At 61.3% G+C, this 22841-nt stretch carries 32 protein-coding genes and 1 pseudogene; 6 read left to right on the forward strand and 27 right to left on the reverse strand.

All coding sequences use genetic code 11. The features are described 5' to 3' along the window. Nucleotides 1-36: 36 nt before the first annotated feature. Together GG26_RS05345 and GG26_RS05350 are read left to right on the forward strand one after the other, a co-directional pair. Nucleotides 37-1575: a hypothetical protein gene (locus GG26_RS05345; RefSeq protein WP_414389251.1), complete on the forward strand. Its 1539-nt coding sequence runs from the start codon at nt 37-39 to the stop codon at nt 1573-1575. Nucleotides 1576-1705: 130 nt separating this feature from the next. After that, the gene (locus GG26_RS05350) at nt 1706-1900 is read left to right on the forward strand and encodes a hypothetical protein (protein WP_099812204.1); all 195 of its coding nucleotides are present in this window, start codon (nt 1706-1708) and stop codon (nt 1898-1900) included. On the opposite strand, the gene GG26_RS05355 is transcribed toward GG26_RS05350, so the two are convergent. From GG26_RS05355 to glmU, 6 genes and pseudogenes are all read right to left on the reverse strand, one after another. Beyond that, nucleotides 1897-2859: an AEC family transporter gene (locus tag GG26_RS05355; protein ID WP_414389254.1), complete on the reverse strand. Its 963-nt coding sequence runs from the start codon at nt 2857-2859 to the stop codon at nt 1897-1899. The two genes, GG26_RS05350 and GG26_RS05355, sit on opposite strands and share 4 nt — an antisense overlap. 5 nt (nt 2860-2864) lie before the next feature. Continuing rightward, the gene (locus GG26_RS05360; protein WP_011430017.1) at nt 2865-4145 is read right to left on the reverse strand and encodes a 4-hydroxy-3-methylbut-2-enyl diphosphate reductase; all 1281 of its coding nucleotides are present in this window, start codon (nt 4143-4145) and stop codon (nt 2865-2867) included. 147 nt (nt 4146-4292) lie between these two features. Next, the gene (locus tag GG26_RS05365; RefSeq protein ID WP_011430018.1) at nt 4293-4568 is read right to left on the reverse strand and encodes a lipopolysaccharide assembly protein LapA domain-containing protein; all 276 of its coding nucleotides are present in this window, start codon (nt 4566-4568) and stop codon (nt 4293-4295) included. A gap of 22 nt (nt 4569-4590) precedes the next feature. After that, nucleotides 4591-5067 (reverse strand): pentapeptide repeat-containing protein, encoded by a 477-nt coding sequence (locus GG26_RS05370; protein WP_011430019.1) that lies wholly within the window; start codon nt 5065-5067, stop codon nt 4591-4593. Nucleotides 5068-5184: 117 nt separating this feature from the next. After that, nucleotides 5185-5718, reverse strand: coding sequence for a PPC domain-containing DNA-binding protein (locus tag GG26_RS05375; RefSeq protein WP_346426061.1), 534 nt, complete (start codon nt 5716-5718; stop codon nt 5185-5187). Beyond that, nucleotides 5701-7050, reverse strand: a pseudogene (gene glmU / locus GG26_RS05380) (bifunctional UDP-N-acetylglucosamine diphosphorylase/glucosamine-1-phosphate N-acetyltransferase GlmU); the annotation flags it as partial. The pseudogene glmU and the gene GG26_RS05375, both read right to left, overlap by 18 nt. Before the next feature lie 118 nt (nt 7051-7168). Here glmU and GG26_RS05385 point away from each other — a divergent pair. The 4 genes from GG26_RS05385 to GG26_RS05400 all read left to right on the forward strand — a co-directional run bounded on the left by GG26_RS05385 (nt 7169) and on the right by GG26_RS05400 (nt 10540). Beyond that, a complete protein-coding gene (locus tag GG26_RS05385) occupies nt 7169-7597 on the forward strand; it encodes a hypothetical protein (protein WP_099812202.1) in 429 nt (142 codons plus the stop codon). 308 nt (nt 7598-7905) lie between these two features. After that, nucleotides 7906-8367: a ubiquinol-cytochrome c reductase iron-sulfur subunit gene (locus tag GG26_RS05390; protein WP_228375465.1), complete on the forward strand. Its 462-nt coding sequence runs from the start codon at nt 7906-7908 to the stop codon at nt 8365-8367. Nucleotides 8368-8427: 60 nt separating this feature from the next. Next, nucleotides 8428-9549: a glycosyltransferase family 4 protein gene (locus GG26_RS05395; protein WP_414389259.1), complete on the forward strand. Its 1122-nt coding sequence runs from the start codon at nt 8428-8430 to the stop codon at nt 9547-9549. Nucleotides 9550-9646: 97 nt separating this feature from the next. Further along, a complete protein-coding gene (locus tag GG26_RS05400) occupies nt 9647-10540 on the forward strand; it encodes a PRC-barrel domain-containing protein (protein WP_011430024.1) in 894 nt (297 codons plus the stop codon). Nucleotides 10541-10712: 172 nt separating this feature from the next. Here the strand turns inward: GG26_RS05400 and GG26_RS05405 are convergent, their stop codons facing one another. From GG26_RS05405 to GG26_RS05505, 21 genes are all read right to left on the reverse strand, one after another. Continuing rightward, nucleotides 10713-11693 carry an alpha/beta fold hydrolase gene (locus tag GG26_RS05405; protein ID WP_011430025.1) on the reverse strand — a complete coding sequence of 327 codons (981 nt, stop codon included), beginning with the start codon at nt 11691-11693 and terminating at the stop codon, nt 10713-10715. Nucleotides 11694-11722: 29 nt separating this feature from the next. After that, on the reverse strand, nt 11723-11947 hold the full coding sequence (infA, locus tag GG26_RS05410) for a translation initiation factor IF-1 (protein ID WP_011430026.1): 225 nt from the start codon (nt 11945-11947) through the stop codon (nt 11723-11725). Between the two features lie 130 nt (nt 11948-12077). Continuing rightward, nucleotides 12078-12851, reverse strand: a complete 774-nt coding sequence (gene map / locus GG26_RS05415) for a type I methionyl aminopeptidase (RefSeq protein ID WP_011430027.1) — start codon at nt 12849-12851, stop codon at nt 12078-12080. A gap of 38 nt (nt 12852-12889) precedes the next feature. Then, nucleotides 12890-13471, reverse strand: a complete 582-nt coding sequence (locus GG26_RS05420; protein WP_011430028.1) for an adenylate kinase — start codon at nt 13469-13471, stop codon at nt 12890-12892. After that, complete coding sequence (secY, locus tag GG26_RS05425) at nt 13471-14769, reverse strand: preprotein translocase subunit SecY (RefSeq protein ID WP_099812200.1); 1299 nt, start codon at nt 14767-14769, stop codon at nt 13471-13473. Before secY ends, GG26_RS05420 begins: the two co-directional genes overlap by 1 nt. A 108-nt stretch (nt 14770-14877) precedes the next feature. Next, nucleotides 14878-15351 (reverse strand): 50S ribosomal protein L15, encoded by a 474-nt coding sequence (gene rplO / locus GG26_RS05430; RefSeq protein WP_011430030.1) that lies wholly within the window; start codon nt 15349-15351, stop codon nt 14878-14880. 23 nt (nt 15352-15374) lie between these two features. Next, entirely contained in the window at nt 15375-15911 is a 537-nt protein-coding gene (gene rpsE, locus GG26_RS05435) for a 30S ribosomal protein S5 (protein ID WP_011430031.1), read from the reverse strand. Nucleotides 15912-15929: 18 nt separating this feature from the next. After that, nucleotides 15930-16298, reverse strand: coding sequence for a 50S ribosomal protein L18 (rplR, locus tag GG26_RS05440; RefSeq protein WP_011430032.1), 369 nt, complete (start codon nt 16296-16298; stop codon nt 15930-15932). Between the two features lie 2 nt (nt 16299-16300). Then, complete coding sequence (gene rplF / locus GG26_RS05445) at nt 16301-16846, reverse strand: 50S ribosomal protein L6 (RefSeq protein WP_011430033.1); 546 nt, start codon at nt 16844-16846, stop codon at nt 16301-16303. A 26-nt stretch (nt 16847-16872) separates the two neighbouring features. Further along, nucleotides 16873-17277, reverse strand: a complete 405-nt coding sequence (gene rpsH, locus GG26_RS05450; protein ID WP_414389265.1) for a 30S ribosomal protein S8 — start codon at nt 17275-17277, stop codon at nt 16873-16875. Between the two features lie 60 nt (nt 17278-17337). Next, the gene (gene rplE / locus GG26_RS05455; protein WP_011430035.1) at nt 17338-17880 is read right to left on the reverse strand and encodes a 50S ribosomal protein L5; all 543 of its coding nucleotides are present in this window, start codon (nt 17878-17880) and stop codon (nt 17338-17340) included. 56 nt (nt 17881-17936) lie between these two features. Then, the gene (rplX, locus tag GG26_RS05460) at nt 17937-18335 is read right to left on the reverse strand and encodes a 50S ribosomal protein L24 (RefSeq protein ID WP_011430036.1); all 399 of its coding nucleotides are present in this window, start codon (nt 18333-18335) and stop codon (nt 17937-17939) included. Then, entirely contained in the window at nt 18335-18703 is a 369-nt protein-coding gene (gene rplN, locus GG26_RS05465; protein ID WP_011430037.1) for a 50S ribosomal protein L14, read from the reverse strand. Before rplN ends, rplX begins: the two co-directional genes overlap by 1 nt. Further along, nucleotides 18700-18951: a 30S ribosomal protein S17 gene (gene rpsQ, locus GG26_RS05470; RefSeq protein ID WP_011430038.1), complete on the reverse strand. Its 252-nt coding sequence runs from the start codon at nt 18949-18951 to the stop codon at nt 18700-18702. The genes rplN and rpsQ overlap by 4 nt, the downstream gene beginning before the upstream one ends. Continuing rightward, nucleotides 18951-19187 (reverse strand): 50S ribosomal protein L29, encoded by a 237-nt coding sequence (gene rpmC, locus GG26_RS05475; RefSeq protein WP_011430039.1) that lies wholly within the window; start codon nt 19185-19187, stop codon nt 18951-18953. The genes rpsQ and rpmC overlap by 1 nt, the downstream gene beginning before the upstream one ends. 17 nt (nt 19188-19204) lie before the next feature. Beyond that, on the reverse strand, nt 19205-19681 hold the full coding sequence (gene rplP, locus GG26_RS05480) for a 50S ribosomal protein L16 (RefSeq protein WP_011430040.1): 477 nt from the start codon (nt 19679-19681) through the stop codon (nt 19205-19207). A gap of 55 nt (nt 19682-19736) precedes the next feature. Further along, a complete protein-coding gene (gene rpsC / locus GG26_RS05485) occupies nt 19737-20483 on the reverse strand; it encodes a 30S ribosomal protein S3 (protein WP_414389271.1) in 747 nt (248 codons plus the stop codon). A 41-nt stretch (nt 20484-20524) separates the two neighbouring features. Then, nucleotides 20525-20896, reverse strand: a complete 372-nt coding sequence (gene rplV / locus GG26_RS05490; protein ID WP_011430042.1) for a 50S ribosomal protein L22 — start codon at nt 20894-20896, stop codon at nt 20525-20527. A gap of 42 nt (nt 20897-20938) precedes the next feature. Beyond that, nucleotides 20939-21220, reverse strand: coding sequence for a 30S ribosomal protein S19 (gene rpsS / locus GG26_RS05495; RefSeq protein WP_011430043.1), 282 nt, complete (start codon nt 21218-21220; stop codon nt 20939-20941). Nucleotides 21221-21298: 78 nt separating this feature from the next. Further along, nucleotides 21299-22183, reverse strand: a complete 885-nt coding sequence (rplB, locus tag GG26_RS05500; RefSeq protein WP_011430044.1) for a 50S ribosomal protein L2 — start codon at nt 22181-22183, stop codon at nt 21299-21301. A gap of 60 nt (nt 22184-22243) precedes the next feature. Further along, nucleotides 22244-22543: a 50S ribosomal protein L23 gene (locus tag GG26_RS05505; RefSeq protein ID WP_011430045.1), complete on the reverse strand. Its 300-nt coding sequence runs from the start codon at nt 22541-22543 to the stop codon at nt 22244-22246. Between the last annotated feature and the right edge of the window lie 298 nt (nt 22544-22841).

The raw sequence follows: 22841 nt of genomic DNA on the forward strand, positions 1-22841 counted from the left end.
CCCTAGCGCCTGTGGCAGATCCTTGGCGTACTGACTGTGATCGAGGTTGAGGTTCACCAACAGTTGCGACAGCTTTTGCGGCGGTCTCCCGAAGCCGTGTGGCCCCATCAGTTGACAATGGCCCGCATGGTGGCACGGGGATTGCGGTTGGGTCGCAGCACCTTGATTCAGGTGCCCGCCGGGGGCCAGCACCGCCTCAGCTATCTGCTGCCGGCGTTGATGTGGCCGAGTGCCACGTTGCTCTGTGCCACAGTGTCCGTGCAGGCGCAAATCTTGGGAGAAGAGATCCCTTGGCTCCGGCAGACCCTGCAGTTGCACAAGCCCGTCCTGCAAAAAGACCGTTGGCCGGATCCCGATTTTCAGGGGTTGCTGCTGGTGGATCCCCTGGACTGGCTGCGGGCTCGCTTGAGGGGAGCAGAGATGCCGACTGGGATCCCTCTCATCCTGGACGGAGCCGAAGACCTGGAAGAGTGGGCCTACCAGGCGCTGACGGTCACCCTGGAAGCCAGTCACTGGCAGCAACTGCGGCAGATCTTCCCTGCCGAGGCGGAGCGGCTTTCCCAGGCCCAGGTGAATTTAGCCCTGCAGCTTTTGCGGCGACCGCTTTCTCGCTGCCTCCTGCAGGCAGATGAACAGGCTCACCTGGAGGCAGCGCTGTCTTTGGTGGTGAGCTACGCCGGCTGGCTGCCGGATCCTTGGGATCAGCTCCGCCAGCGGCTCTGCGCCGAGGGGGATCCCGCTTCCCGCTGGGTTTGGTGGGCGGAAACTGACCGCGAGACCGGTCGCCTCACCCTTTACCACAGCCCGGCGGCTCTACACGAGTGGCTGGCACCCATCTGGGCCACTCAGCCGGTAGTGATCATCGGCGAGGCCCTGGACCTGGATCGGCAGGCGGAGGCCTATCGTTGGCGCCTGGGCTTGCCAGATCTGACGCCCTTGCGCTTCAGCTCAGGCGAGGATTGGATCCGTTCCGGCGGGGAGCCCTTGCCGAGCCTTTCCCTCTACTTGCCGCGGCTGCCCTTGCCCAACAGCCCCCTCTTCCGGGAGCACCTGTTGCAGGAGCTAAGGAGCCTGATCCCGCAGGTGCAGGGCTTTGTGGTGGTGCTGGTGTCGGATCAACCTCTGCAGGTACAGGTGGGGGCTGCTTTGGCTGCCGAATTTGGCTCGCGGGTGCGGGTAAACAGCCTATTTCCCGGAGAAAAGGGCATTTTGGTCTGCGACTGGCCCTACTGGCTGCAGCACAAGGCCAGCCTGCCCTGTCCGGAACTGCTGGCCATTGCCACCTTGCCCTTTCCCTCGATGGAGGATCCAAGGGTGGCCGGACGGGTGCAGTATCTGCAGCGCACCCAACAGGACTGGTTCCGCCAATACCTCTTGCCAGTGGCGGCCAGCCAATTGCAGCGGGCTGTTGCACCTCTGCGACAAGGCGCAGAAGCAGGTGAAGCCTCCGGCTTGCCCACCCGCTGGGTGGCGATTTTGGATAGCCGCATCGTTGCCCGCAGCTATGGCGTTGCCCTCCTCAATGCCTTGGGGCCAGCCCTGCGCATCCAGCAGCGCAGCCAATTGTTCGTTTAGGGATCCCCTTGCCCCCAGCCCCTCTCCCTCAGGGAGAGAGATAGGCAGATTTGTATCCTAGAGAGCTAAAGCCAACAGGGATCCGGGCTATCCTGAGTTCAGTCTGCTCTCAGCTTCCTCTTCAGAAACCATGACCAGTCCTGCTCTCAGCCCCGATACAGAACGGCGCGCCCAAGCGGTTTGGAAGCCGTTGCGCCAGGCCATCGTGGAAAGCTCGGGCTTCCGCGGATGGCTCCAAGGACGGGAACTGCCCAGCCAGGAGGCTGACCTGGATCGTCTGGTACATCGCTACCTGGAGCAAACCCTCTCTCACCTGGCCTACTAGGTTCCCCACAGCAGCAACCAGAAAGGTAGGGTCAGCAGGGCCGCCACGTAGCCTAGGGCCAAGGCTGTTGCTGTTAGCTCCCGATCCAAGTCGTATTCCTCCGCCAGCACCAGGGTGGCAATAGCAGGAGGCATGCCGGTCTGCAAGACCAGCACCAGCTTGGCCAAGGGGGGATAGGGGGTCAAGGCTAACCCCAGGCCCACCAAAAGGGGCAGGACAACAATTTTGATGAAGAGGGCCGCGGCGGCGGGGCGAAGGGATCCCCAGTGCGGCACCTGGGCTAGCCGTATGCCCAAAAGGATTAAGCTCAAGGGAATCGTGCTCCAGGCAAAGGCAGTCAGCCCTTGGGCCAGCCATTCTGGGAGAGGGTGGCGAGCCATTGCCAGGCCGACAAAGAAAGACCAGAGAGTGGGACTGCTCAGGACTCGGAGCATAGCCTGCCGGGGAGGGATGAAGGAAGCGCTGTAGCGGCTGGCAACCCAGACTCCCAGACCGTAGGCGGCCAAGAGGGTGCCCAACAGGTCGTAAAACAAAGCCCAGCCAAAGTAGGCGCTCCCGCCCACCGCCAAGCAGATGGGGTAGCCCAAATAACCCGTATTTCCCAGGGTGGCTGTCAGGTAAAAGCTGCCTCGCCGGGCTCTGCTCCAAAGCCAGGGATCCCAATCTTTCTTCCCCTGCCAGGTGTGGTGCTGCCACTGCAGCCAGGCACTGGCCAGGGTATACCCTAGCCCTGTGGCCAGCCAGCAGACCAAAGGGGCCGCCCAGAGCTGGCCAGAGAGGTCCGCCGTCTGCATAAACCCAAGGGTGCCCAGGGGAACCCCCACCCAAAACATGAAGCGGCCCAGCGCTTGGGGATTTAGCCAATGGCGCCAGGGGGGAGGTAGCCCTCTCTGCAGGACAAACCCCAGCAGCGTCCAGCCCAGCAGGGGGAGGTAGACCTGAAAAAGAGTGGTGAGCACGCCTTCTAGAAGCCGAGGGGAAGGGATCCCTGCGGAGGGGTCTGCGGCTGTTCGCGCAGGGCAAAGATGCGTAGGATCACCTCCTCCACGACGCGGTCGGGGGTAGAGGCACCGGAGGTAATACCAATCTGCACTGGCCCGTCGGGCAGCCACCCCTCGGTAACAATTGGGTCTTGGTGGAGGGGCTTGTGGCGGATGCGGTTGGGGGGCTGGATGCAGTCGGGGCCATCGATGTGATAGGAGGGCAGCCCCTTGGCCAGGGCAATTTCCTGCAGGTGGGTGGTGTTGGAGGAGTTAAACCCGCCGATTACCACCACCACGTCCAAGGGCCGCTCCAGCAGCTCGAACATGGCGTCCTGCCGTTCTTGGGTGGCGTTGCAGATGGTGTTAAAGCTCATGAAGTGCTTGTCCAGCTCCTGGGGGCCATATTTGCGCAGCATGGTGGTCTCAAACAGCTTGGCAATGGCGCGCGTTTCCCCTTCCAGCATCGTGGTCTGGTTGGCGATGCCGATCCGCTCCAGATCCCGATCCGGATCGAAGCCGGGAGATGTGGCCTTGCCGAAGCGGCGCCGAAATTCTGCCGCATCTCCGCCGTGCAAAATGTAGCGGGCGACCCATTCCGCCTCTTCCAGGTTCAGCACCACCAGATATTTTTGGGCAAAGGAGCTGGTGGCCACGGTTTCTTCGTGGTTGTACTTGCCGTGGATCACAGAGGTGAATTGAGCGGCGCGGTGCTTGTCCACCTGGTTCCAGACACGGGATACCCAGGGGCAGGTGGTATCGACGATCTCGTTGCCCTGCGACCGGAAAAACTCCATTTCTGAGACACTTGCCCCGAAGGCAGGCCAGATCACCACGTCCTCAGGCCGGATCTGGGAAAAGTCTTTCTTGCCGTCCGGGCCTTTCTCCACAAAGCGGATCCCCATCTCCTGCAGGTGGCGGTTGACCAGGGGGTTGTGGATGATCTCGTTGGTGATCCAGATCTGGCGATCCGGAAAGCGGCGCCGCGCTTCGTAGGCATATTCCACCGCCCGTTCCACCCCCCAGCAGAAGCCAAAGGCCTTGGCCAGATGGATGGTGATATCCCCCTGCCGATAGCAGTAGGACTGGGCGCGGATCTGCTCCACCAGGGGGCTTTTGTAGGTGGTTTGCAGCTCCCGTTGGGCCTGATCCTTGTGCTCTTCAAACCCTTTGGCAAAGTAGTTGCTGGAGCTGCGCAGGGCCTTGCGCAGGGCGCGCGGATCCTGGGGGGAGCTAGCCGGGGAAGAGGGTTGGGAATGAGGCATGGTTGTCACTCGGGCTGTGCACCGCTAACAGCAAAGGGATCCTCTCTCAGCTTACGCCCTGTCTTGAGTGCGTGGGTCACTCCGGCGGCAGGACAGCCCACAAAAATCTGAAGGGATCCCAGACTCGATCGGCAAGAGCCAGGGCGGCTAAGGCAGCGGCTGATCTTGCCTTTCCAGTTGCTGCAGCCGTTCCTGGAGCTGACGGGCAGTCAGGGAGAAGCTGCGCCCCGGCCAAAGCAAAGAGCCCAGCCCCGCCGTCAACAGGCCCAGGCCGATGGCCACGGCGATGAGCAATCCCAAGGGCAGCTCCACCGAGCGCCAAATTAAAAAATGGACGGTCAGGGGGGTGGGGTTTTGTCCGGCCAGGACTGCCACTCCCAAAGCCAGCAGCAGTGTCAAGGCCAGGTTGAACAGCAGCAGCATGAGGGATCCCGTCGCAACAGTTCTATTCTGCCTTGCTGGCCGACGGAGCAGCCCAGGGCTGCACTGTGCCATCGGGCAGGATGGCGCCGCTCAGGTCAGCGCCCGTCAGCACTGCTCCGCCTATTTTTGCCCCGCTCAGGTCGGATCCCTGCAGTTGGGCGCGGGTTAGCTTGGCTTCCCAAAGGTAGGCCCCGTGCAAGTTGGCTTCCCGCAAATCGGCAAAGCTGAGATCGGCGCCGATCAAGTTGGCTTCCCAAAGGTTGGCCCCGCGCAGGTTGGCCCCCATCAGGTTGGCGGAGCTGAGATCGGCCCCCCGCAGATCGGCCTCCTGCAAGTTAATTCCACTCAGCTTGCCAAAGGAAAGGTTGGCCCCTCTCAGATTCGCCCCCTGCAGGGTGGCGCGCACCAGATCCACGCCCACCAGGTTGGATTCTTGAAAGTTGCGCTCGCCGGCGGCATATTCTGCCAGCAGCTCCTCTGCAGTGGTCACTCGGGGCATGGCCGGGTACCCCCAATTGCCGAGTTTATTTCAGCAACCCTTGATTGCCAAACGAGGTGCTAATGACTCAATGCTAAATGTTGGCCATTATACCGTCCATCTACAGCCGCTTGCGGCTCACGGCGGGCAAGAAGGGATCCCCACCCCTGTCCCATCTGCCCTCTGGGGAGAGGGCGGGGTTGCTTCTGCCACCTTTTCAATGTGCAGCTCCAAGTAGCCGGTGGCCGGATCCGGCTGGCGGGAGAAGCGGTACTCCAGGCTGTCGGCGAGGACGATCTCGGCGGTGGTGTAGATGAGGCAGCCGGGGCGCAGGTGCCCTCCCCAAGTTCGGCCCTGGGCATCGGCAACGGCGAGGTGAAGATGGACTCCGTCCGGGCACAGGGATCCGCTCAAAGCCAGGATCTCCAGGCGTTCCGACAATAGGTAATCCTCGGTTTGATCGGCCAGGCGCAGGGTGGCTTGGCTGAGGCTGCCGACGGCGCTGAGGACAAACCCCGCCTGCAGGGGTTGCTGGCGGGCAAAGCGCTCCAATTCCTGCTTTAGGTCTTGGCCGGGCAGCAGGCGCAAGGGGTAGACGCGCAGGGATCCCGTGGGTAGAGGCTGGGGGCGGCCAGCAGCAGCGCTCCCCGGTCGCCAGCCCGGCTTGACCACCGGGTAGGCGCGGGCGATCACCAGGCAGTCGTCCGGCACGGGATAGCGGGCGGGAATGGTGGAGCCGGCGGCAATGGTGACATCGGATCCCACCTTGAGGGGGGCCACCAGCACCGAGTTGGCGCCTGTCTTGCTGCGATCCCCAATTTCGGTCAAGTGCTTCTGCTGGCCGTCGTAGTTGGCGATGATCGTGCCGGCGCCAATGTTGACCTGGGATCCCAGCTTGGCGTCGCCCAGGTAGGCCAGGTGGGCGGCGTTGGTATGGGATCCGATCTGGGCGTTTTTGATTTCCACAAAGTTGCCGATGCGGCAGCCGTCGCCGATCTGGCTGTGAGGGCGCACGTGGGCGTAGGGGCCTACCCAGACGCGATCCCCGATCTGGCTGTGGCTGACCACCGAGTAGAGGATGTGGCAATCGGAGCCGATGGTGCTGGACTCGATCCAACTGCCCGGCCCTAGACGAGTGCGCGGCCCAATGCGACAGACGCCCCGCAGGTGGGTTTGGGGTTCGATCACCACATCGGGGGCCAATTCCACCGTCTCTTCCAGGCTGACGCTGTCGGGATCCACAAAGGTGACCCCGGCTTCCATCCAGGCTTCCTTGAGGCGATCCTGCAGAATCTGGTAGGCTTGGGCCAGTTGGCGGCGGTCGTTAATGCCGACGATTTCCCGCGGATCCTCAGCGTCCAGGGCGATGGCTTTCTCCAGCAGTTTAACTGCGTCGGTGAGATAGTACTCCTGCTGGGCGTTGTTCCGGCCCAGACGGGGCAGCACCCTTGCTAGGGCCGGCCAGTGGAAACAGTACACCCCGCTGTTGATGCGGCGATTTTGCCGTTGGGCCGGGGTGCAGTCTCGCTCTTCCACCAACTCCAGGATCCGCTGCTGGGCATCGCAAAACACCCGCCCATAGCCGTAGGGATCCGCCACCTGGGCCGAGAGCAAGGTCACATCCGGTTGAACTTGGCGGTGGCGCTCCAGCAGCGCCTGCAGGGTTTCCGCCCGCAACAGAGGCACATCCCCGTTGACCACCAGCAGATCCCCCTGAAAATCCTCCAGAACGGGCAGAAGCTGCTGCACCGCATGTCCAGTGCCCAATTGCTGCGCCTGCTCCACAAATTCGACCGGGTACTCCTGCAGGGCTCGGCGCACTTGCTCCTGCCCGTACCCCACAATCACCAGACAGCGCTGGGGTTTCAACGTCAGCACCGTGCGCAGCAGCCGCTCGATCAAAGACAGGGATCCCAGCTTGTGCAGCACCTTGGGCAACTGCGACCGCATGCGGGTGCCCTTGCCCGCCGCCAGGATCGCCACCGCCAGATCTCGTTCTGCCATGTTCCCCCCAGACTCTGCCCCCATAAAGTATATGCGGCAGGATCCTGCTCAAACTGTAGCTTGACAGAGCCGCGTGCCACTTGAGCTAGCCTAGTGGCACGTGTAGGTGGGGCAGACGATGGCGGAGAGCAAAAGCTCTGATACCCCCCTTCAGAAACGTCAGCGCCTGGTGCGCGAGGTGGCCGGTTGGCTGGCGGTGCTGGGGGTGCTGATCCCAGGGCTGCAGCGTTTTTACATGGGCCACAGGCGCTGGGGCTGGGGCTACTTGGTGCTGGGGCTGATGGTGTTCGTTCCTTCCATCCCGTTGCAGCTCCTCGGCTACGGGGTACGCGCCCTTTGTTTGCTGGAAGGGCTGTGGTTTCTCACCATGACCAATGAGGACTTCGATTTTCGCTTCAATCGAGATCTCATCGAGCTGGACTGGACCAGTGCGAAAAGTCGGGAAGTCCGGGATCCCGAGCAGCAGTTGGAGATCCAGTTGAAGCAGGGCTTGATTACCCGCGCCGAATACGAGGAGCGCCGCCGCTACCTTCGCGAGATCTCGTGAGTGGGACTGCGATTGCTCCAAGATATTTCCGACCTATCCCCCCTCCACAGCAAGCCCGTTGACACCCTCCCCACTCTCAGACCAAGAAACCGACTGGCGATGCTTAGAAGGGGTGGGCGGTTCTTCCCCATAATCTAGGGACAGGCCCGACCGACCTTCGCCAGAATCCCATAAAAGTGCGGTTTCGCGCTGGCTGAAGCTGTCCTAGTGTAACAAAATATTAAGAGGAGCCGCCGGGCTAGCGTCCCGTTTGGGAGGCCACGCTTGGATTGGTTCCTAACCGACACCTTGCATCCATCTCAGGACACATGGCCATGTACAACAATCGTCGCGGTTTTCTTCGTTGGCTGGCGCTTGGTTTTGGCTCGCTGGTGGGCCTGTTGCCTGCCTTGGCTCAGCGCCGTTTTAACCGTGCCATTGCCCAGGGTGCTGCTTCGGGCCCCAAAGCGGCTGAGCCGGAGTTCGTTAAAGTGGCAACGCTAGAAGATCTTAAAGAAGGCCCCTTCAAGGTAGAAGACGCCTTTGGGAAAAACACCGCCACCCTTTGGCTAGTCGGGGATCCCCAAAAGGAAGACTCGCTGCTGGCTCTGGATGCAGCCTGTCCCCATGCCGGCTGCGACGTGGACTGGCGGGGGGAGAACTTCGTCTGCCCCTGCCATGGCTCAGTTTTTGCCGCCGATGGCAGCCGTACCCGTGGCCCGGCCAATGCCGACCTGACCGCCTACAAAGTTAAGGTGGAGAAAGGGGAAATCTTCGTGGCCAGAACCTGACCTTGTCCCCCCAGGGTCAACCAGACTAGCCAGCAAGGGGTCGAGCCTGCTAGGGCGCCCATGCCTCGTACCTACCGCTTCTTGTTTGTCTCCACCCCCGTTGGGCCCCTGGGATCGGGAGCTGGCGGCGGGGTGGAGCTCAACCTTGTCAACTTGGCGCGGAGCCTGCTTGAGAGGGGAGCCCAAGTGCGCGTGCTGGCCCCTGAGGGCTCCTGCAGTGTCGACTTGCCGGAAGGGGTGATCGAGGCGGTGGCCGGCCTCCCCCCGCCCTATGCCCAGAGCCAGCGCCGCGACGAGCCGGTTTGCCTTTCCATCCCTTCTCTGTTGGCCAACCTCTGGCGGCGGGCTGCCCAACTGCAGGATGAGTTTGAGCTCATCGTGAACTGGAGCTACGACTGGCTCTCGTTCTACCTGACAGGTTTTTTCCGCACGCCGGTGGCCCATATCGTCAGCATGGGCTCCCTTAGCGATGCCGTTGACCAGGCCTTGGAGCGCATCGCGCTCACCTATCCTGGCCGGCTGGCGGTACACTCGCGAGCCCAAGCCCAGACCTTTGCCTTTGCCCGGGCCCAGATGGCGGCTGGTCGGGATCCCTTTGTCTATTTGCCCTGCGGCGTCGACCTCAGCCGCTACGAGTTTGTGCCAGAGGGGAACGGATCCCTGTGCTGGGTTGGCCGCATTGCCCCCGAAAAGGGCCTGGAAGACTGCGCCGCCCTGGCCGAGAAGACGGGGAGGCCGGTGCTGATCCTGGGCCACCTGCAAGACCCGGCCTACTGGCAGCAGATTCGAGAACAGTACCCGCGGGCTCAATTGGATTACCGGGGGTTTTTGCCCACCTCTCAGATGCAGCGGCTCTTGGGCCACTGCTCGGCCTTGATCATGACCCCTAAGTGGGTGGAAGCCTTCGGCCTGGTGGCGGTGGAAGCCTTGGCCTGCGGTGTGCCGGTGATCACCTACCGCCGCGGCGGGCCGGCGGAAATTGTCCGCGATGGCGAGACCGGCTGGGTGGTGGAGCCAGACGACGTGGCAGCTCTGGCAACAGCGGTGGAACGCCTGGATCAGATCGCTAGAAGCCGCTGCCGACAGCACGCAGAAGAGCACTATTCCCTGCAGGCCATGACAGAGCGGTTTCTGGCCTGGAGCGAGCAAATTGTCCAGGATCCGATCCCGGCAGCCCGCTAGGGAGAAGACAGGCAATGGTACTATTTGATTTTGATGCCTGGGGCCGGATGACCAGCCCACTGACGCGGACACTTCGACTCACGACGGGGAAACCACCATGACGACTGGGAAAGAATCTGTTGCGCTGGTGCGATCAGAGGTTCGTCGGCGGTCACAGGTTCTGGGAACGCAGGTGATCAGCCAAGCCAATGCCGCCCGGCTTGGAGTAGTTAGCGAAGTTTGGGCAGATCTGGAAGCTAGGCAAGTCCTGGTGCTAGGAGTGCTGGAAAAGGCCTTTGCCGGATCGCCGCGTTTTCTGGAGCTGCGGCAGGTCACGGCCCTAGGACAAGACGCCATCCTCGTCCCCAGCGATGAAGTCTTCGAGGACTTGGAGTTGGAGGGTCTCAGCCGGGTAGTCGGCAGCGAGGTGATTACCGAAGAAGGGATCCGCCTTGGAAAAGTCAAAGATTTCGAATTCAACTCCGTCTCCGGCCTAATCACCGGTTTGATCCTCTCCAACCTCGGCCTGACCTTTTTGCCCGGCTTTATCCTCAGCACCTACCTCCTCTCTGCTGATGAAATCGTCTCCATCGGCGGCGATCGCCTCATCGTGGCCGATGGCGCCGAAACCCGCCTAGCCCAACTGACCAAAGGGATCTTGGAAACCCTCGGCCTGGGCAAGCCCTCCTGGCTGGTCGACACTGGCTCCGCCCCCGCCCTGCCCAGGGCCGTTGATGAACCTGCCGTCGAGGAAAACTACGAGGAAGTATACGACGAAGAATACGAGGGCGAAGAAGAGGAATATCCCGAAGCAGAGCCTGAACCCCAGGCCGAGGCGGCGCCTCCTCGTCGGCCCGAGCCTGCTCCTGCTGCCGAGCAGCCAGAATGGGAGCAAGAGTACGTCAAAGCAGAAGCCCCCCCTTCCGAGCCAGCTCCTGACTCTGCCCCGGCCGCTCCCAGCTCCCCTTTGGATAGGGACCCCTGGGAGGAGAATACCGGGGAGCCAACCTGAGCTCTGAGCCCGGCTTCGCTCCTCTCTCCCAAAGTGACGGCCTAGGGGTGACCCCATGTCAGCCGGAGCGCCTGAGCCTGAGAACTCTTCCTGGATTGGAAAAAACCAGACTGACCGGACAGTCGCCGCAAAAAGTCGGCAAAGGCGTGAGTTTTCCCTGCTCGGGGATCCCCTAGGTTGGCAGGGCAGGATCGGCCTCGGCCAAAAAGCGCAAAGCCACCGATAAAAAAGCTTGCGGCGCTTCGATGTGGGGAAAAGCAGCCCCTGGCAGTCGATAGATCGGCACCTCTGGGCGCAAGGCACGATACCGCTCCGCCTGTTCTGATCCAGTAAGGCGGTTGTTTTCTCCCCAGACCAGAGCCATCGGCTTGTCCACCACGCGAAAGTCCTCCTGAATGGGCAAGTTAAGCTTGCCGGTCAAAAAAGAACGGGGGGCAAATTGGGCCCCCGCCTGGTGGGCCGCCTGATAGTAGTAGTCCACCACCGCCTCATCCAGAGCGTACCCAGGGGAGAACAGGCTCTGCTCCGTAAATAGACGTACACTCCAGGGGGTGGTGATGACGTTGTAAAAGGCCAGCCCCAAAACCGGCAAGCTGAGAAGACCATACACCGCCTCAGCCAAAGGGATCCCTAGCGCCTCGGGGACAAGGCTGTTGTCTCCTAGAGGGGCGATGAGCAGCAGCTTCTGCCAGTGCTGAGGCTGCAGCCGGGCCGAGCGCAGCACAAACCCTGCCGAGAGAGAATTGGCAATGGCGTGGCAGGGGCGCCCGATCACCTGGCCGACAAAATCCCCGATCATCCGGACATATAGGTGGCCGGTGTACTCCAGATCGGGGCGCTCCGAGTTGCCCCAACCCAACAAATCCAAAGCGTAAACCTGATAGTGCTGGCCCAACTCCGCCATCACGGCGCGAAACTCGTAGCTGGAAGAGCCGGCCCCGATGCCGTGCAGCAGCAACAAGGGCTGGCCGGATCCCGCAACCTTGTAAAACAGACGGTGGCCGCGCCAAAAATAGTGCCTCTCCTCCCCCGGCAAGAGGCTGGGCAGAGGCTGGGTTCGAGAAGCGATCCAGGCGTTGAGCACGGCCAGGGCACTTACCCCGCCGGCCGCAACCCAGAGGCCGGTTTTGAGAACTTGGCTCAGCTCCTTCATGCTCAGCGGCCCCAGCTAAGGCCAGACGGCTACTTTTTCTTGAGGCGGTAAGTGATGCGCCCTTTGTTCAGGTCATAGGGGCTGAGCTCTACCTTGACCCGGTCGCCGGGCAAGATCTTGATGTAGTTGCGGCGGATCTTGCCGGAGATGTGGGCAAGGACGTTAAAGCCGTTGTCCAGGTCCACCCGGAACATGGCGTTGGGCAAGGACTCGGTAACCACCCCTTCCACTTCAATGGCGTCTTCTTTAGACAAGGAACCCTCCTTAAAAAACAACACAACAGAAATATCGATAGGAAACCCGCCCTGTTAAGAGCGAGTTAAGAGCCGAAACAATACTCCACCTCTTCTATCCTAGCCGTTGCCGCCCTTCAGCAAGGGATCCCTAGGACTGAAAAGGGGTGCGATCCGTCAAAATCTCAGCCCCAGAGTCCGTGATCAAGACCGTGTGCTCAAACTGGGCCGACCAAGAGCCGTCCACCGTCACCACCGTCCAGCCATCCGAGAGCACCCGCGTGGCCTCTCCCCCTGCATTCACCATCGGCTCGATTGCCACCGTCATGCCGGAGCGCAGCTTGGGATTGGGAAGGTCGCGGGTGCGGTAGTGGGGAAACTGCGGCTCCTCGTGCAAGTTGCGCCCCACGCCGTGGCCGACGTACTGCTTCACCACGGAGTAGCCCCGCCCCTGGATGTAGTCCTCGATGGCGCCTGAGACATCCTGCAGCCAGACGCCGTGGCGCACGTGGTCAATGCCCGTCTGCAGCGCTTTGGCCGCTGTGTCGATCAGGTCGCGGGCGGCATCGCCGAGGGGCTCCAGGCCAATGGTGATGCAAGAGTCGGCATGCCAGCCTTCGACCATGGCGCCAAAATCCACCTTGACGATGTCCCCCGGCTGCACCACTTTGCGGGGGCTGGGGATCCCGTGTACCACCTCATGGTTGACGCTGACACAGACACAGGCGGGAAAGCCGTAGTAGCCCTTGAAGCTGGGCAGGGCATTCAACTCCGCTACCCGCCGCTCGGCATAGGCATCGATGTCTGCCGTTGTCCAGCCTGGCTCCAGACACTCGGCAATTTCCTGCAGCACCTGGGCCACCACCCGCCCGGCCCGCCGCATCTTCTCCACCTCCCGGCGGGACTTGATCTCAATGAGCTGCATGCCCCGCCGCGGGGAGAGATTTCCCGCCCCCGTCTTGATCACGCTGTCCTCCTGAAGCCTTCCAAGAGAGCCCGCAGATGTTCTTGTACCGATTCCATCGGCTGGTTGCCATCGATCCGTCGCAGACGACCCCTGGCCTCGTAAAAGTCGATCAGCGGAGCCGTCTGCTCCCGATACACCTGCAAGCGTTTGAGGATCACCGCCTCATCGGCATCGTCGCTGCGCCCCTGCTCCTTGCCGCGGGCCAACAGCCGTGCCACCACCACGTCGTCCGGCACTTCCAGGTTGAGAACGTGGTCGTAGTCTTGCCCCAACTCCCGCAACAGCTCTTCTAAAGCCTCCGCCTGCGCCAGGGTGCGGGGGAAGCCGTCCAGGATCCAGCCCTGCGCTGGCGAGTGTTGCAACTGGCCCTTCACCATCCCAATTAACACCTCGTCAGGCACCAGCTCTCCCGCATCCATGTACACCTTAGCCTGGCACCCCAGCGGCGTTTGGGCTTTCACCTCTGCCCGCAGCAGGTCGCCTGTAGAAATTTTGGGCGTGTGGTAGATCGCTGCCAGCCGCTCTGCCTGGGTGCCCTTGCCCGCTCCCGGCGGCCCCAAAAAGATTAACCTCGGCACTATTGCTTGACCATCCCTTCGTAACGCTGCGAAATGACGTAGGTCTGGATCTGTTTGGAGGTCTCGATCGCCACCCCCACCAGGATCAGCAGCGAAGTTGCCCCCAAGCCCTGAAAAGTGGTGATGCCGGTCGCCCGCTCCACCGTCGTCGGGATGATGGCCACCGCACACAAGAACAAGGCCCCCAGCAGGGTCAGCCGGTTGAGGATCCCTTCGATGTACTCAGCAGTGGCCTTGCCCGGGCGGACTCCCGGAATGCTGGCCCCCATCTTCTTCAGGTTCTGCGCCAGATCCACCGGGTTAATGATCAAAGAGGCGTAGAAATAGCTGAAGAGGAGGATCAGCACGAAGTAGAAGGGAATGTAAAACCAAGAGGTAGGGGCCAAAAGGTTGGCCACCTGCACCAAAGTCAGGTTCTGGGTGTACTGGGCCAAGGCAAAGGGCAGGGACATCACCGAGTAGGCGAAGATGATCGGCATCACGCCCCCCTGGTTTAGCCGCAGGGGCAGGTAGCTCTTCTGCTCACGGAATAGCTTGTTGCCCACCTGGCGCTTGGCGTAGACAATAGGGATTTTGCGGCTGCCCTCCTGGACGAAGACAATGCCGACAATGGTGGCTAGGAAGACGGCCATCAACACCAAGATGCCGCCGATGGTGCTGCTATCAGCACGGGCTAGGCTGATGGTCTGGCCCAGAGCGCGGGGCAGCGTGGCGACAATGTTGACGAAGATCAACAGCGACGGCCCACTGCCCACCCCCTTCTCCGTGATCATCTCCCCCAACCACATGACAAACATGGAACCTGCCGTCAGGGCCAGGGTGGTGGAGGCCACAAAGGCCAACTCGTTGCTGGTGTTGGCGAACTCCCGCACCCAGAAGGAGATGCCGATGCCCTGGATGATGGCCCAAATCAGGGTAACGTAGCGGGTGTACTGGGAAATCTGTCGCCGCCCCTGCTCCCCCTCGTTTTTCTGCAGGTTCTCCAGGGCCGGAATGGCCGAGACCAGCAGTTGCATGATGATGGAGGCGTTGATGAAAGGCAGGATGCCGAGGGCGAAGATCCCCAAAGCGGAGATACCGCCGCCCGAGAAGACATCCAGAAAGCCAAACACAGGGCTGTTGGCGGCTTCGGCGGCAAAGCGAGCTCGGTCAATACTGGGGATGGGAATGTAAATGCCCAGCCGCACCAACAGCAACAGGCCTAGGGTAAGAAACAGACGTCTGCGCAGGCCAGAAGCCATGGCCATCTGCATGAAGGTCTCTTGGGCGGAGGGAGCGGAGCCTCGTGGGTCAGCCATAAATCTAGAAAACCTCGCGGAAGGGAAAGGCAAGGTGAGCTATTTACCACTCTACGCTGCCGGTGGGAAAGTCGGCAAAATAGAGAAGCTGCAAACTGCAGCCCAATTTTAGGATCCAGCGGAAGCAGTCTGGGATCCCACGAGCTCCACCCGACCCCCGGCTGCCTCGACCTTGGCTCGGGCTGAGGGGGTGATGGCAGCCGCTCTGATCGTCAGGGGCACGCCCACTTCCCCGTCTCCCAAGATCTTCAGCGGGCCATCGTTGGTGGTCACGATCCCCAAATCCATCAAGCTTTCCAAGCTGACCTCGCTGCCAGCGGGCAACTTGGCCAAAGCGCGCAGGTTGATCAGGGTGTACTGGGGGCGCCGCACGTAGCGGGGGAAGTGCTTGAGCTTGGGCAGCCGCCGATAGAGGGGGGTCTGGCCTCCCTCAAAGCCGGGCCGGGGACCGCCTCCTTTGCGCGCCTTCTGTCCCCGCATTCCCTTGCCACAGGAGGCTCCCTGTCCAGCAGCGATGCCACGGCCCAGGCGTCGTCGCCGCCGCGTCGAACCTGGTTGGGGGCGAATGTCTTCTAGTCGCATACTGACCTCCGGCTAACTTGCTGTTACTTACCAAACAGGCGGCGCACGTCGATCCCTCTATCTTCAGCTACCTGCTCAAAGGTGCGCATCCGCCGCAGCGCGTCAATGGTGGCACGGGCGTTGTTGAGGGGGTTGCTGGATCCCAGTTGCTTAGCCAGACTGTTGCGCACGCCCGCCAGCTCCAGAACCGTGCGCACCGCTCCCCCGGCGATGACCCCTGTCCCGGGAGCTGCCGGCATCACCAGGACAGTGGCCCCACCGCCTGATCCCCGCATGGGATGGGGTACAGACAGACCCTTGGTGAGGGGCACTTCGATTAGGTGCTTTTTGCCATCCACAACTCCTTTGCGCACAGCCCCGATGACGTCGTTGGCTTTGCCCACGCCAACCCCCACCTGGCCGCGCTCGTTGCCCACCACCACCACGGCCCGGAAGCTCAGCTTTTTGCCGCCCTTAACTACTTTGGTGACGCGCCGGATCTGGATGACCCGCTCCTGCCACTCGCTAGTCTGCTCTTCGCGGCTCTTTTTGCTTCTGCGACGTTCTCTTTGCTCAGCCATATGCCATCTCCTCAGGGCCTAGAACTGTAAGCCTGCTTCGCGGGCGGCTTCCGCCAGGGCCTGGACACGCCCGTGGTAGAGCTTGCCGCCGCGGTCGAACACCACTTGACAAATGCCTGCCTGTAAGGCCCGTTGGGCGACGGAGCGACCCACCACGGCGGCAGCCTCTCGGGTGGCCGTGCCAATGTCTTTGAAGGCTTCCCGCAGCTCCCTGTCCAGCGTGGAGGCAGAGACTAAAGTGTGCTGGGCTACATCGTCGATCACCTGGGCGTAGATGTGGCGATGGGAGCGAAACACGGCCAAACGGGGCCGCTCGGGCGTCCCGAAGACCTTGCGGCGAATGCGGCGATGGCGACGTTGGGTGGCAGCTTTGCGAGTGATTTTCATAGCTACTTCTTGGCCTTCCCGGATTTACCTGCTTTGCGACGAACCTGTTCCCCTACATAGCGAATCCCTTTGCCCTTGTAGGGCTCTGGCGGACGGACGGCCCGAATCCGCGCCGCCGTGTTGCCCACCAGCTCTTTGTCGATACCTGAGACGACGATGACGTTGTTGCCCTCAACCGCTATTTGGATCCCTGGCGGGAAAGGGATCTCCACTGGGTGGCTGTAGCCAACGTTCAAGATTAACTTGTTGCCCTGGGTGGAAGCCCGGTAGCCCACACCCACCAATTCCAGCCTGCGCTCAAATCCCCTAGATACGCCGTCCACCATGTTGGCAACCAAGGTGCGGCAGAGGCCGTGCAGTTGGCGGGCCGGGCGAGACTCGTTGACCCGGCTGACCTTGAGCGTCTGGGCTTCTTGATGCACCGCAATCAAGGGGGGCAAACTGCGAGACAGTTCTCCCTTCGGGCCTTTTACCGAGATCTGCTGCCCCTCGATCTGAACCTCTACCTTGGCAGGAAGGGCGATGGGGCGTTTGCCAATGCGAGACATGGGCCAACTCCTGGCAAGAGAACAACTCAATAGACGTAGCAGAGCACTTCGCCGCCGATGCCCTGCTTGCGAGCATCCCGGTCGGTCATGATGCCGTTGGAGGTGGAGATGATGGCAATCCCAATTCCTCCCAACACCCGAGGCAGTTCTTTGTGGTTGCAGTAAACTCGCAGCCCGGGCCGGCTCACCCGCTTCAGGCCATTGATGATCGGCTTACGACCTTTGCCCTTGTACTTCAACCGCAACACAAGCTGAGCGTGGCTCCCTTCTCCCTCTTCCTTCCAGTCGCTCACAAAACCTTCCTCATGAAGAACGCGAGCGATGCTGCGGGTCATGCGTGTGGCCGGGACCGCCACCGATTCATGCCGAGCCATGGTGGCATTGCGAATGCGGGTGAGCATGTCGGCGATCGTGTCGTTGGTGTGGGCCATGGGTGGGTCGGTGCTCCTCGGAAGATCGATCAAGTCGAGACAATTGCAGATGGGCAAACCTTAAGAGGCAAAGGGCATGCCAAACTCTTTGAGCAGGGCACGGCCCTCTTCGTCGGTTTCGGCGGTGGTCACAATGGAGATGTCCATACCTCTGATCTGGTCTACAGAGTCGTAGTTGATTTCGGGGAAGATCAGTTGCTCGCGAATACCAAGGGTGTAGTTGCCCCGCCCATCAAAAGATTTGGGGCTGACGCCACGGAAGTCGCGGATACGAGGGAGGGCAATGTTGATCAGCCGATCCAAAAACGCGTACATGCGCTCCCGCCGCAGGGTCACCATCAGGCCAACCGGCATGCCCTTGCGGATTTTGAAACTGGCAATCGCCTTTTTGGCGCGGGTAATCACCGGACGCTGGCCCGTGATGGCGCTGATCTCGGCGATGGAGGATTCCAGGGCCTTGGCGTTTTGGGAGGCATCTCCCAGGCCGCGATTGATCACGATCTTTTCCAGACGCGGCACCTGATGGATGTTGGTGTAGCCCAACTCTTTTTGCAGCTTGGGAACGATGACGGTGTTGTAGAGGATTTGCAGACGCTGGGGCATGGTCGGTTCTCCTGGGGGCTCTGGGCTGGGTCAGAGCTTTATCGAAAAAGGGACGGCTAGTCGAGGATCTCGCCGGTTTTCTTGAGGACACGGACTTTGCGGCCATCGGCGGTGATTTGATAGCCAATACGGCTGGCCACTTCCTGCTTCTTGGAATAGAGCATCACCTTGCAGGCGTGGATCGGGGCTTCTTTGGTCTCGATGCGACCACTTTCGCCTTCCCGTTGCGGCTTGCGGTGGTAGGTTACTATGTTTACCCCTTCCACCAAGACCATGTTGCGTTCGGGAAAAACCTGCAGCACCTCGCCGATTTTGCCTTTGTCGTCGCCGGAGATCACCTGGACGGTATCTCCCTTCTTGATGCGCATTTTGTAGCGTAGGCTGTTGCGGTGCTTGCGAACGCCGGTCTGCCGAATCAGCCGTCGAATTTGGCTGGGCTTGAGGGGACGAACCATTACAGAACCTCCGGGGCAAGGGAGATGATCTTGGTGAAGTTTTTCTCCCGCAGCTCGCGGGCTACAGGGCCGAAAACGCGGGTTCCGCGGGGGTTGCCGTCGTCGTTGATGATCACGGCAGCGTTGTCGTCGAAGCGGATGCACATGCCGTCGGGGCGGCGTACCGTATCGACGGTGCGGATGACCACAGCCTTGACGACGTCGGATTTTTTGACCGGCATATTGGGCAGGGCGTCTTTGACGACGCCAACGATCACATCTCCCAGGCTGGCGTAGCGACGGCCACTGCTGCCCAGGACGCGGATGCACATCAGCTTGCGGGCGCCGGTGTTGTCAGCTACCGTTAACATGGTCTGCTGCTGAATCATAGTTTCTTGACCTCCCGTATGATTTCGGCCACTCGCCAACGCTTGGTGCGGCTGAGGGGACGGGTTTCCGTAATGCGCACCAGATCCCCTTCTTGACAGCGGTTCTCTTCGTCGTGGGCCTTAAACTTTTTGGTTTTGACGACGATTTTGCCGTATTTGGGGTGGGCAACCCGGTTTTCCACAGCAACGACCACTGTCTTTTGCATCTTGTTGCTGACGACAACGCCGATCTTTTCGCGAGCAGGCATTACTCCTCCTTCTGGGTCTGAGTTGAGGACAAGGACTTGCCGCGCTTGCGCTCTGACTCAACGGTCAGCAGTTGGGCCAGCTTGTGTTTGCGCAGGCGAATGAGATGGGGCTGGTTCAACTGCCGCGTGGCCTGCTGCAAACGCAGCTCGAACAGCTCTTTCTTGACGGCGTAGATCTCCTGGCTCAATTCTTCGTCGGATAGGGCGCGAGCGTCGGCAATTTTAGGCATGGGCATGGCTCAACTCTCCTCCCTCAAATAGCGCTGGCTGCTACTTCTGTTGTTTCTGGAGCTGCTTTCTGAACAGGTTCCGGCTCCTCAAAGTTAGCCTTGGTTACAAACTTGACTTTGATCGGCAGCTTTTGGGCGGCAAGGCGCATCGCCTCTCGGGCCGTGGCTTCAGGAACTCCTCCCATCTCGAAGAGGATACGGCCCGGCTTGACGACGCAAACCCAGTATTCGGGGTTGCCTTTGCCGGATCCCATGCGGGTTTCGGCAGGCCGTTGGGTAACGGGCTTGTCGGGAAAGATGCGGATCCAGATTTGGCCTCCCCGCCGGACGTAGCGGGCCATGGCCCGACGGCTGGCCTCGATCTGCCGCGCGGTGATCCAGGCGGGTTCTAGAGCCACAAGGCCGTATTCCCCAAAGTTGATGCGGTTGCCGCGAGTCGCTTTGCCTTTCATGCGCCCGCGCTGTTGCTTGCGGTATTTGGTTCGTTTGGGGCTTAACATGGCCGTTCCTTAAATCAACTGCGATGGGGATCCCTGGATTTTCGGGTGCTGGCCCTCAGGCCTCCACTGCTGAGCGGTCTTCAAAAGTGGGCCGCCGCCGCTGCTGCCGCCGCTTGGGCTGTTGCAGGGGAACTTTTTGTTCGGGCCGTTCCTGCCCGGGGAGAACTTCTCCTTTGAAAACCCAGACCTTGACCCCAATGACACCAAAGGTGGTCTGAGCGATGTGGTCGGCATAGTCGATATCTGCCCGCAGGGTGTGCAAAGGGATCCGCCCTTCCCGGGTCCATTCGGTGCGGGCGATCTCGGCTCCGTTCAGCCGCCCGGCAATTTGAATTTTGATCCCTTGCACCCCCGCCCGCTGGGCCCGCTGGATGACCTGGCGCACGATGCGGCGAAAGGCGATCCGCCGCTCCAACTGCTGGGCGATGTTTTCTGCCAGCAAAACCGCCTCGGCATCGGCACGGGTGACCTCTACTACATTGATGCGAATGGTTCGCTCGGGGCTACCGTGTGAGCTCAGCTCTTTCTGCAGGCCCTGGCGCAGGGCGTCGAGGCCGGATCCCCCACGACCAACCACCACTCCAGGGCGAGCGGCTCGGATCTCGAGGTCGATCTGATCCGCTTTGCGTTCAATTTGAATGTCGGCCAGGCCGGCGCTGCTCAACTGCTTGGTCAGGTAGGCGCGGATGAGATCGTCCTCTCGCAGCAGGGCTGGGTAGCGAGCTGGCTCGGCAAACCAGCGGCTGCGATGTTCCTTAATAACGCCGAGGCGGAAACCGGTGGGGTGAATCTTCTGTCCCATGGTGGTGTCAGTTGAGGGGTAAAGTCTGGGGGTACAGGCGTCTAGGAGGCCGTCGCCGCTTCAGGTTCTATGGGCCGGACGGCGATGGTAATGTGGCAGGTGCGCTTGCGGATTGGGTAGGCACGACCTTGGGCGCGGGGGCGAAATCGCTTCAGCGTCGGCCCCTGGTCAGCGTAGGCCTTGCTGATGACCAGGTCCCGAGGATCCAAGCCGTTGTTGTGTTCGGCATTGGCCACCGCCGAGCGCAGCACCTTGCGAACCGGCTCACAGGCGGCGTAGGGCATGAACTCCAACAGGATCAGGGCATCGGCATAGGTGCGCCCCCGGATCTGGTTCAGCACGCGCCGCACCTTATAGGGGGACATGCGGATGTAGCGAGCTACCGCTTTGATTTCAGGGGATGGATCGGCCATGGCGCTCTCCTAGCTTATTGCCTCTTCTGTTCGTTGCTGGACTTAACGGCGGGCAGCTTTTTTGTCACTGCCCGCGTGGCCGCGAAAGGTACGGGTGGGGACGAACTCCCCCAGCTTGTGGCCCACCATCTGATCGGTGATGTAGATGGGCACGTGCTGCTTGCCGTTGTGCACGGCGATGGTGTGGCCGATCATGACGGGCAGGATGGTGCTGGCTCGCGACCAGGTTTTGATCATGTGCTTCTCATTGCGCTCGTTCATCTTCTCGATTTTGAGAAGCAGCTTGGCATCGACAAAAGGGCCTTTTTTGAGTGAACGTCCCATAGCAACCTCAACAGTCTGGCAAGCTGGTAAGGGTCGAAAGAAAAAGAAAATTCAGGGGCGCAGCAGATGGCCGGACTCTTATTGAGCGGCCCTCCCGCTCTTGTCCCGGCGGCCGCCACGACGGCGACCGCGCACGATGAACTTGTTGCTGGGTTTGTTGCGTTTGCGGGTTTTGTATCCCAGGGTGGGCTTGCCCCAGGGGGTGACAGGGGTGCTGCGGCCGATGGGGGCTTTTCCTTCCCCACCGCCATGGGGGTGATCGACAGGGTTCATCACCGAGCCGCGCACGTGGGGACGGCGACCTAGCCAGCGGCTACGCCCCGCTTTGCCGAGGCTGAGGTTGCTGTGGTCAACATTTCCCACTTGGCCGATGGTGGCGTAGCACTCGCCTCGGATCATGCGGACTTCGCCGGAGGGCAGCTTGAGGGAGACATACTTGCCCTCTTTGGCTACTACTTGGGCGCCGGCCCCGGCGGCGCGAACAATTTGCCCACCGCGGCCGGGATACAGCTCCACGTTGTGAACCACCGTCCCCAGCGGGATCCGCTCCAGGGGCATGGCGTTGCCAAGCTCAAAGGGGGCATCGGGCCCCGCCATAATGGTGGCTCCCACCTCGAGGTTGCGGGGAGCGAGGATGTATCGCTTCTCGCCATCTTCGTATTCCACCAAGCAGATGCGGGCGCTGCGGTTGGGATCGTACTCGATGGTCTTGACGGTGGCCGGGATCCCGCGCTTGTCGCGGCGGAAGTCGATGATGCGGTAGAGCCGCTTGTGGCCGCCGCCTCGGTGGCGGCAGGTGATGACGCCGCGGTTGTTGCGCCCTTTTTTGCGGTGGATGAATTGCAGCAGCGACTTCTCCGGTCTGGGCCGCTTGCCGTTTTCGTCCCGCGACAGCTCCTCGAAGTTGGAGACCGTCATGTGGCGGGTGCTGGGGGTATAGGGTCGGAAGGTACGAATGCCCATGGCTCGAGGGGGGGTGAAGGACGGGTGGCAATAAAACTCGAAGCGGGAAGAGGGGTTTGGTTAGGTGTCGGGGAAGAGGGTGATGGAGTCGCCTTCGGCCAAGGTCACGATGGCTCGCTTGGGACGGCTGCGATAGCCGACAGAACGGCCTACCCGCCGCTGCTTGCGGGGCAGTTTAAGGGTGTTGACGGCGGTGACCCGCACCCCAAACATCTCCTCGACGGCAGCTCGGATGAGCGGCTTGGTGGCAGTGGGCATCACTTCAAAGACGTATTTGCGCTGTTCCATCAGGGCAGTTGCCTTTTCGGTGATGACGGGACGCAACAGGACATCGGCCAGGATCCGCTTGCTCTCAGTCATTGTCTTCCTCCTCTGCTGCGGCTGTTTCGGCCTCCTCGCCAGCTGGCGGCTGGGCAAGGGGCTCTGCTTCTTGGGCTAGTTCCGCTTGTCCCTGAACTTCTCGCTCTTGTGCTTGGGCCAGCTCTTCTTCCTGGGTTTCCTGAACTTGTGGGTTTGCTAGAGCTACTTGATTAGCCTGATCAGCCTGCGCCGGGGGAGCCTCTGGCTGGGCTTGAGCTTCTGCTTGCTCTTCCTGCTCCTGGCTTTGACCTTCTGCTTGTTCGACTGGCCGAGCTTCTCGCTCTGCCGCCTGAGCCTG

The organism is Synechococcus sp. 'PEA 65AY6A-5F PE A', from assembly GCF_047462575.1.
Lineage (GTDB): Bacteria > Cyanobacteriota > Cyanobacteriia > Thermostichales > Thermostichaceae > Thermostichus.

What these genes read in the sequence shown, in the direction of transcription:
- rplO (WP_011430030.1), bottom strand. Translation starts at nt 15,351, where the DNA reads ATGCGACTAGAAGACATTCGCCCCCAACCAGGTTCGACGCGGCGGCGA.
- GG26_RS05405 (WP_011430025.1), bottom strand. Translation starts at nt 11,693, where the DNA reads ATGAAGGAGCTGAGCCAAGTTCTCAAAACCGGCCTCTGGGTTGCGGCC.
- secY (WP_099812200.1), bottom strand. Translation starts at nt 14,769, where the DNA reads ATGGCTGACCCACGAGGCTCCGCTCCCTCCGCCCAAGAGACCTTCATG.
- GG26_RS05365 (WP_011430018.1), bottom strand. Translation starts at nt 4,568, where the DNA reads ATGCTGCTGCTGTTCAACCTGGCCTTGACACTGCTGCTGGCTTTGGGA.
- rplX (WP_011430036.1), bottom strand. Translation starts at nt 18,335, where the DNA reads ATGGTTCGTCCCCTCAAGCCCAGCCAAATTCGACGGCTGATTCGGCAG.
- rplV (WP_011430042.1), bottom strand. Translation starts at nt 20,896, where the DNA reads ATGGCCGATCCATCCCCTGAAATCAAAGCGGTAGCTCGCTACATCCGC.
- map (WP_011430027.1), bottom strand. Translation starts at nt 12,851, where the DNA reads ATGCAGCTCATTGAGATCAAGTCCCGCCGGGAGGTGGAGAAGATGCGG.
- rplP (WP_011430040.1), bottom strand. Translation starts at nt 19,681, where the DNA reads ATGTTAAGCCCCAAACGAACCAAATACCGCAAGCAACAGCGCGGGCGC.
- rpsH (WP_414389265.1), bottom strand. Translation starts at nt 17,277, where the DNA reads ATGGCCCACACCAACGACACGATCGCCGACATGCTCACCCGCATTCGC.
- GG26_RS05385 (WP_099812202.1), top strand. Translation starts at nt 7,169, where the DNA reads ATGGCGGAGAGCAAAAGCTCTGATACCCCCCTTCAGAAACGTCAGCGC.
- rpsE (WP_011430031.1), bottom strand. Translation starts at nt 15,911, where the DNA reads ATGGCTGAGCAAAGAGAACGTCGCAGAAGCAAAAAGAGCCGCGAAGAG.
- rplF (WP_011430033.1), bottom strand. Translation starts at nt 16,846, where the DNA reads ATGTCTCGCATTGGCAAACGCCCCATCGCCCTTCCTGCCAAGGTAGAG.
- rpsQ (WP_011430038.1), bottom strand. Translation starts at nt 18,951, where the DNA reads ATGCCTGCTCGCGAAAAGATCGGCGTTGTCGTCAGCAACAAGATGCAA.
- rplE (WP_011430035.1), bottom strand. Translation starts at nt 17,880, where the DNA reads ATGCCCCAGCGTCTGCAAATCCTCTACAACACCGTCATCGTTCCCAAG.
- GG26_RS05395 (WP_414389259.1), top strand. Translation starts at nt 8,428, where the DNA reads ATGCCTCGTACCTACCGCTTCTTGTTTGTCTCCACCCCCGTTGGGCCC.
- GG26_RS05350 (WP_099812204.1), top strand. Translation starts at nt 1,706, where the DNA reads ATGACCAGTCCTGCTCTCAGCCCCGATACAGAACGGCGCGCCCAAGCG.
- rplN (WP_011430037.1), bottom strand. Translation starts at nt 18,703, where the DNA reads ATGATTCAGCAGCAGACCATGTTAACGGTAGCTGACAACACCGGCGCC.
- GG26_RS05360 (WP_011430017.1), bottom strand. Translation starts at nt 4,145, where the DNA reads ATGCCTCATTCCCAACCCTCTTCCCCGGCTAGCTCCCCCCAGGATCCG.
- GG26_RS05400 (WP_011430024.1), top strand. Translation starts at nt 9,647, where the DNA reads ATGACGACTGGGAAAGAATCTGTTGCGCTGGTGCGATCAGAGGTTCGT.
- rplR (WP_011430032.1), bottom strand. Translation starts at nt 16,298, where the DNA reads ATGAAAATCACTCGCAAAGCTGCCACCCAACGTCGCCATCGCCGCATT.
- rpsS (WP_011430043.1), bottom strand. Translation starts at nt 21,220, where the DNA reads ATGGGACGTTCACTCAAAAAAGGCCCTTTTGTCGATGCCAAGCTGCTT.
- GG26_RS05370 (WP_011430019.1), bottom strand. Translation starts at nt 5,067, where the DNA reads ATGCCCCGAGTGACCACTGCAGAGGAGCTGCTGGCAGAATATGCCGCC.
- rpsC (WP_414389271.1), bottom strand. Translation starts at nt 20,483, where the DNA reads ATGGGACAGAAGATTCACCCCACCGGTTTCCGCCTCGGCGTTATTAAG.
- GG26_RS05390 (WP_228375465.1), top strand. Translation starts at nt 7,906, where the DNA reads ATGGCCATGTACAACAATCGTCGCGGTTTTCTTCGTTGGCTGGCGCTT.
- rpmC (WP_011430039.1), bottom strand. Translation starts at nt 19,187, where the DNA reads ATGCCCATGCCTAAAATTGCCGACGCTCGCGCCCTATCCGACGAAGAA.
- rplB (WP_011430044.1), bottom strand. Translation starts at nt 22,183, where the DNA reads ATGGGCATTCGTACCTTCCGACCCTATACCCCCAGCACCCGCCACATG.
- GG26_RS05505 (WP_011430045.1), bottom strand. Translation starts at nt 22,543, where the DNA reads ATGACTGAGAGCAAGCGGATCCTGGCCGATGTCCTGTTGCGTCCCGTC.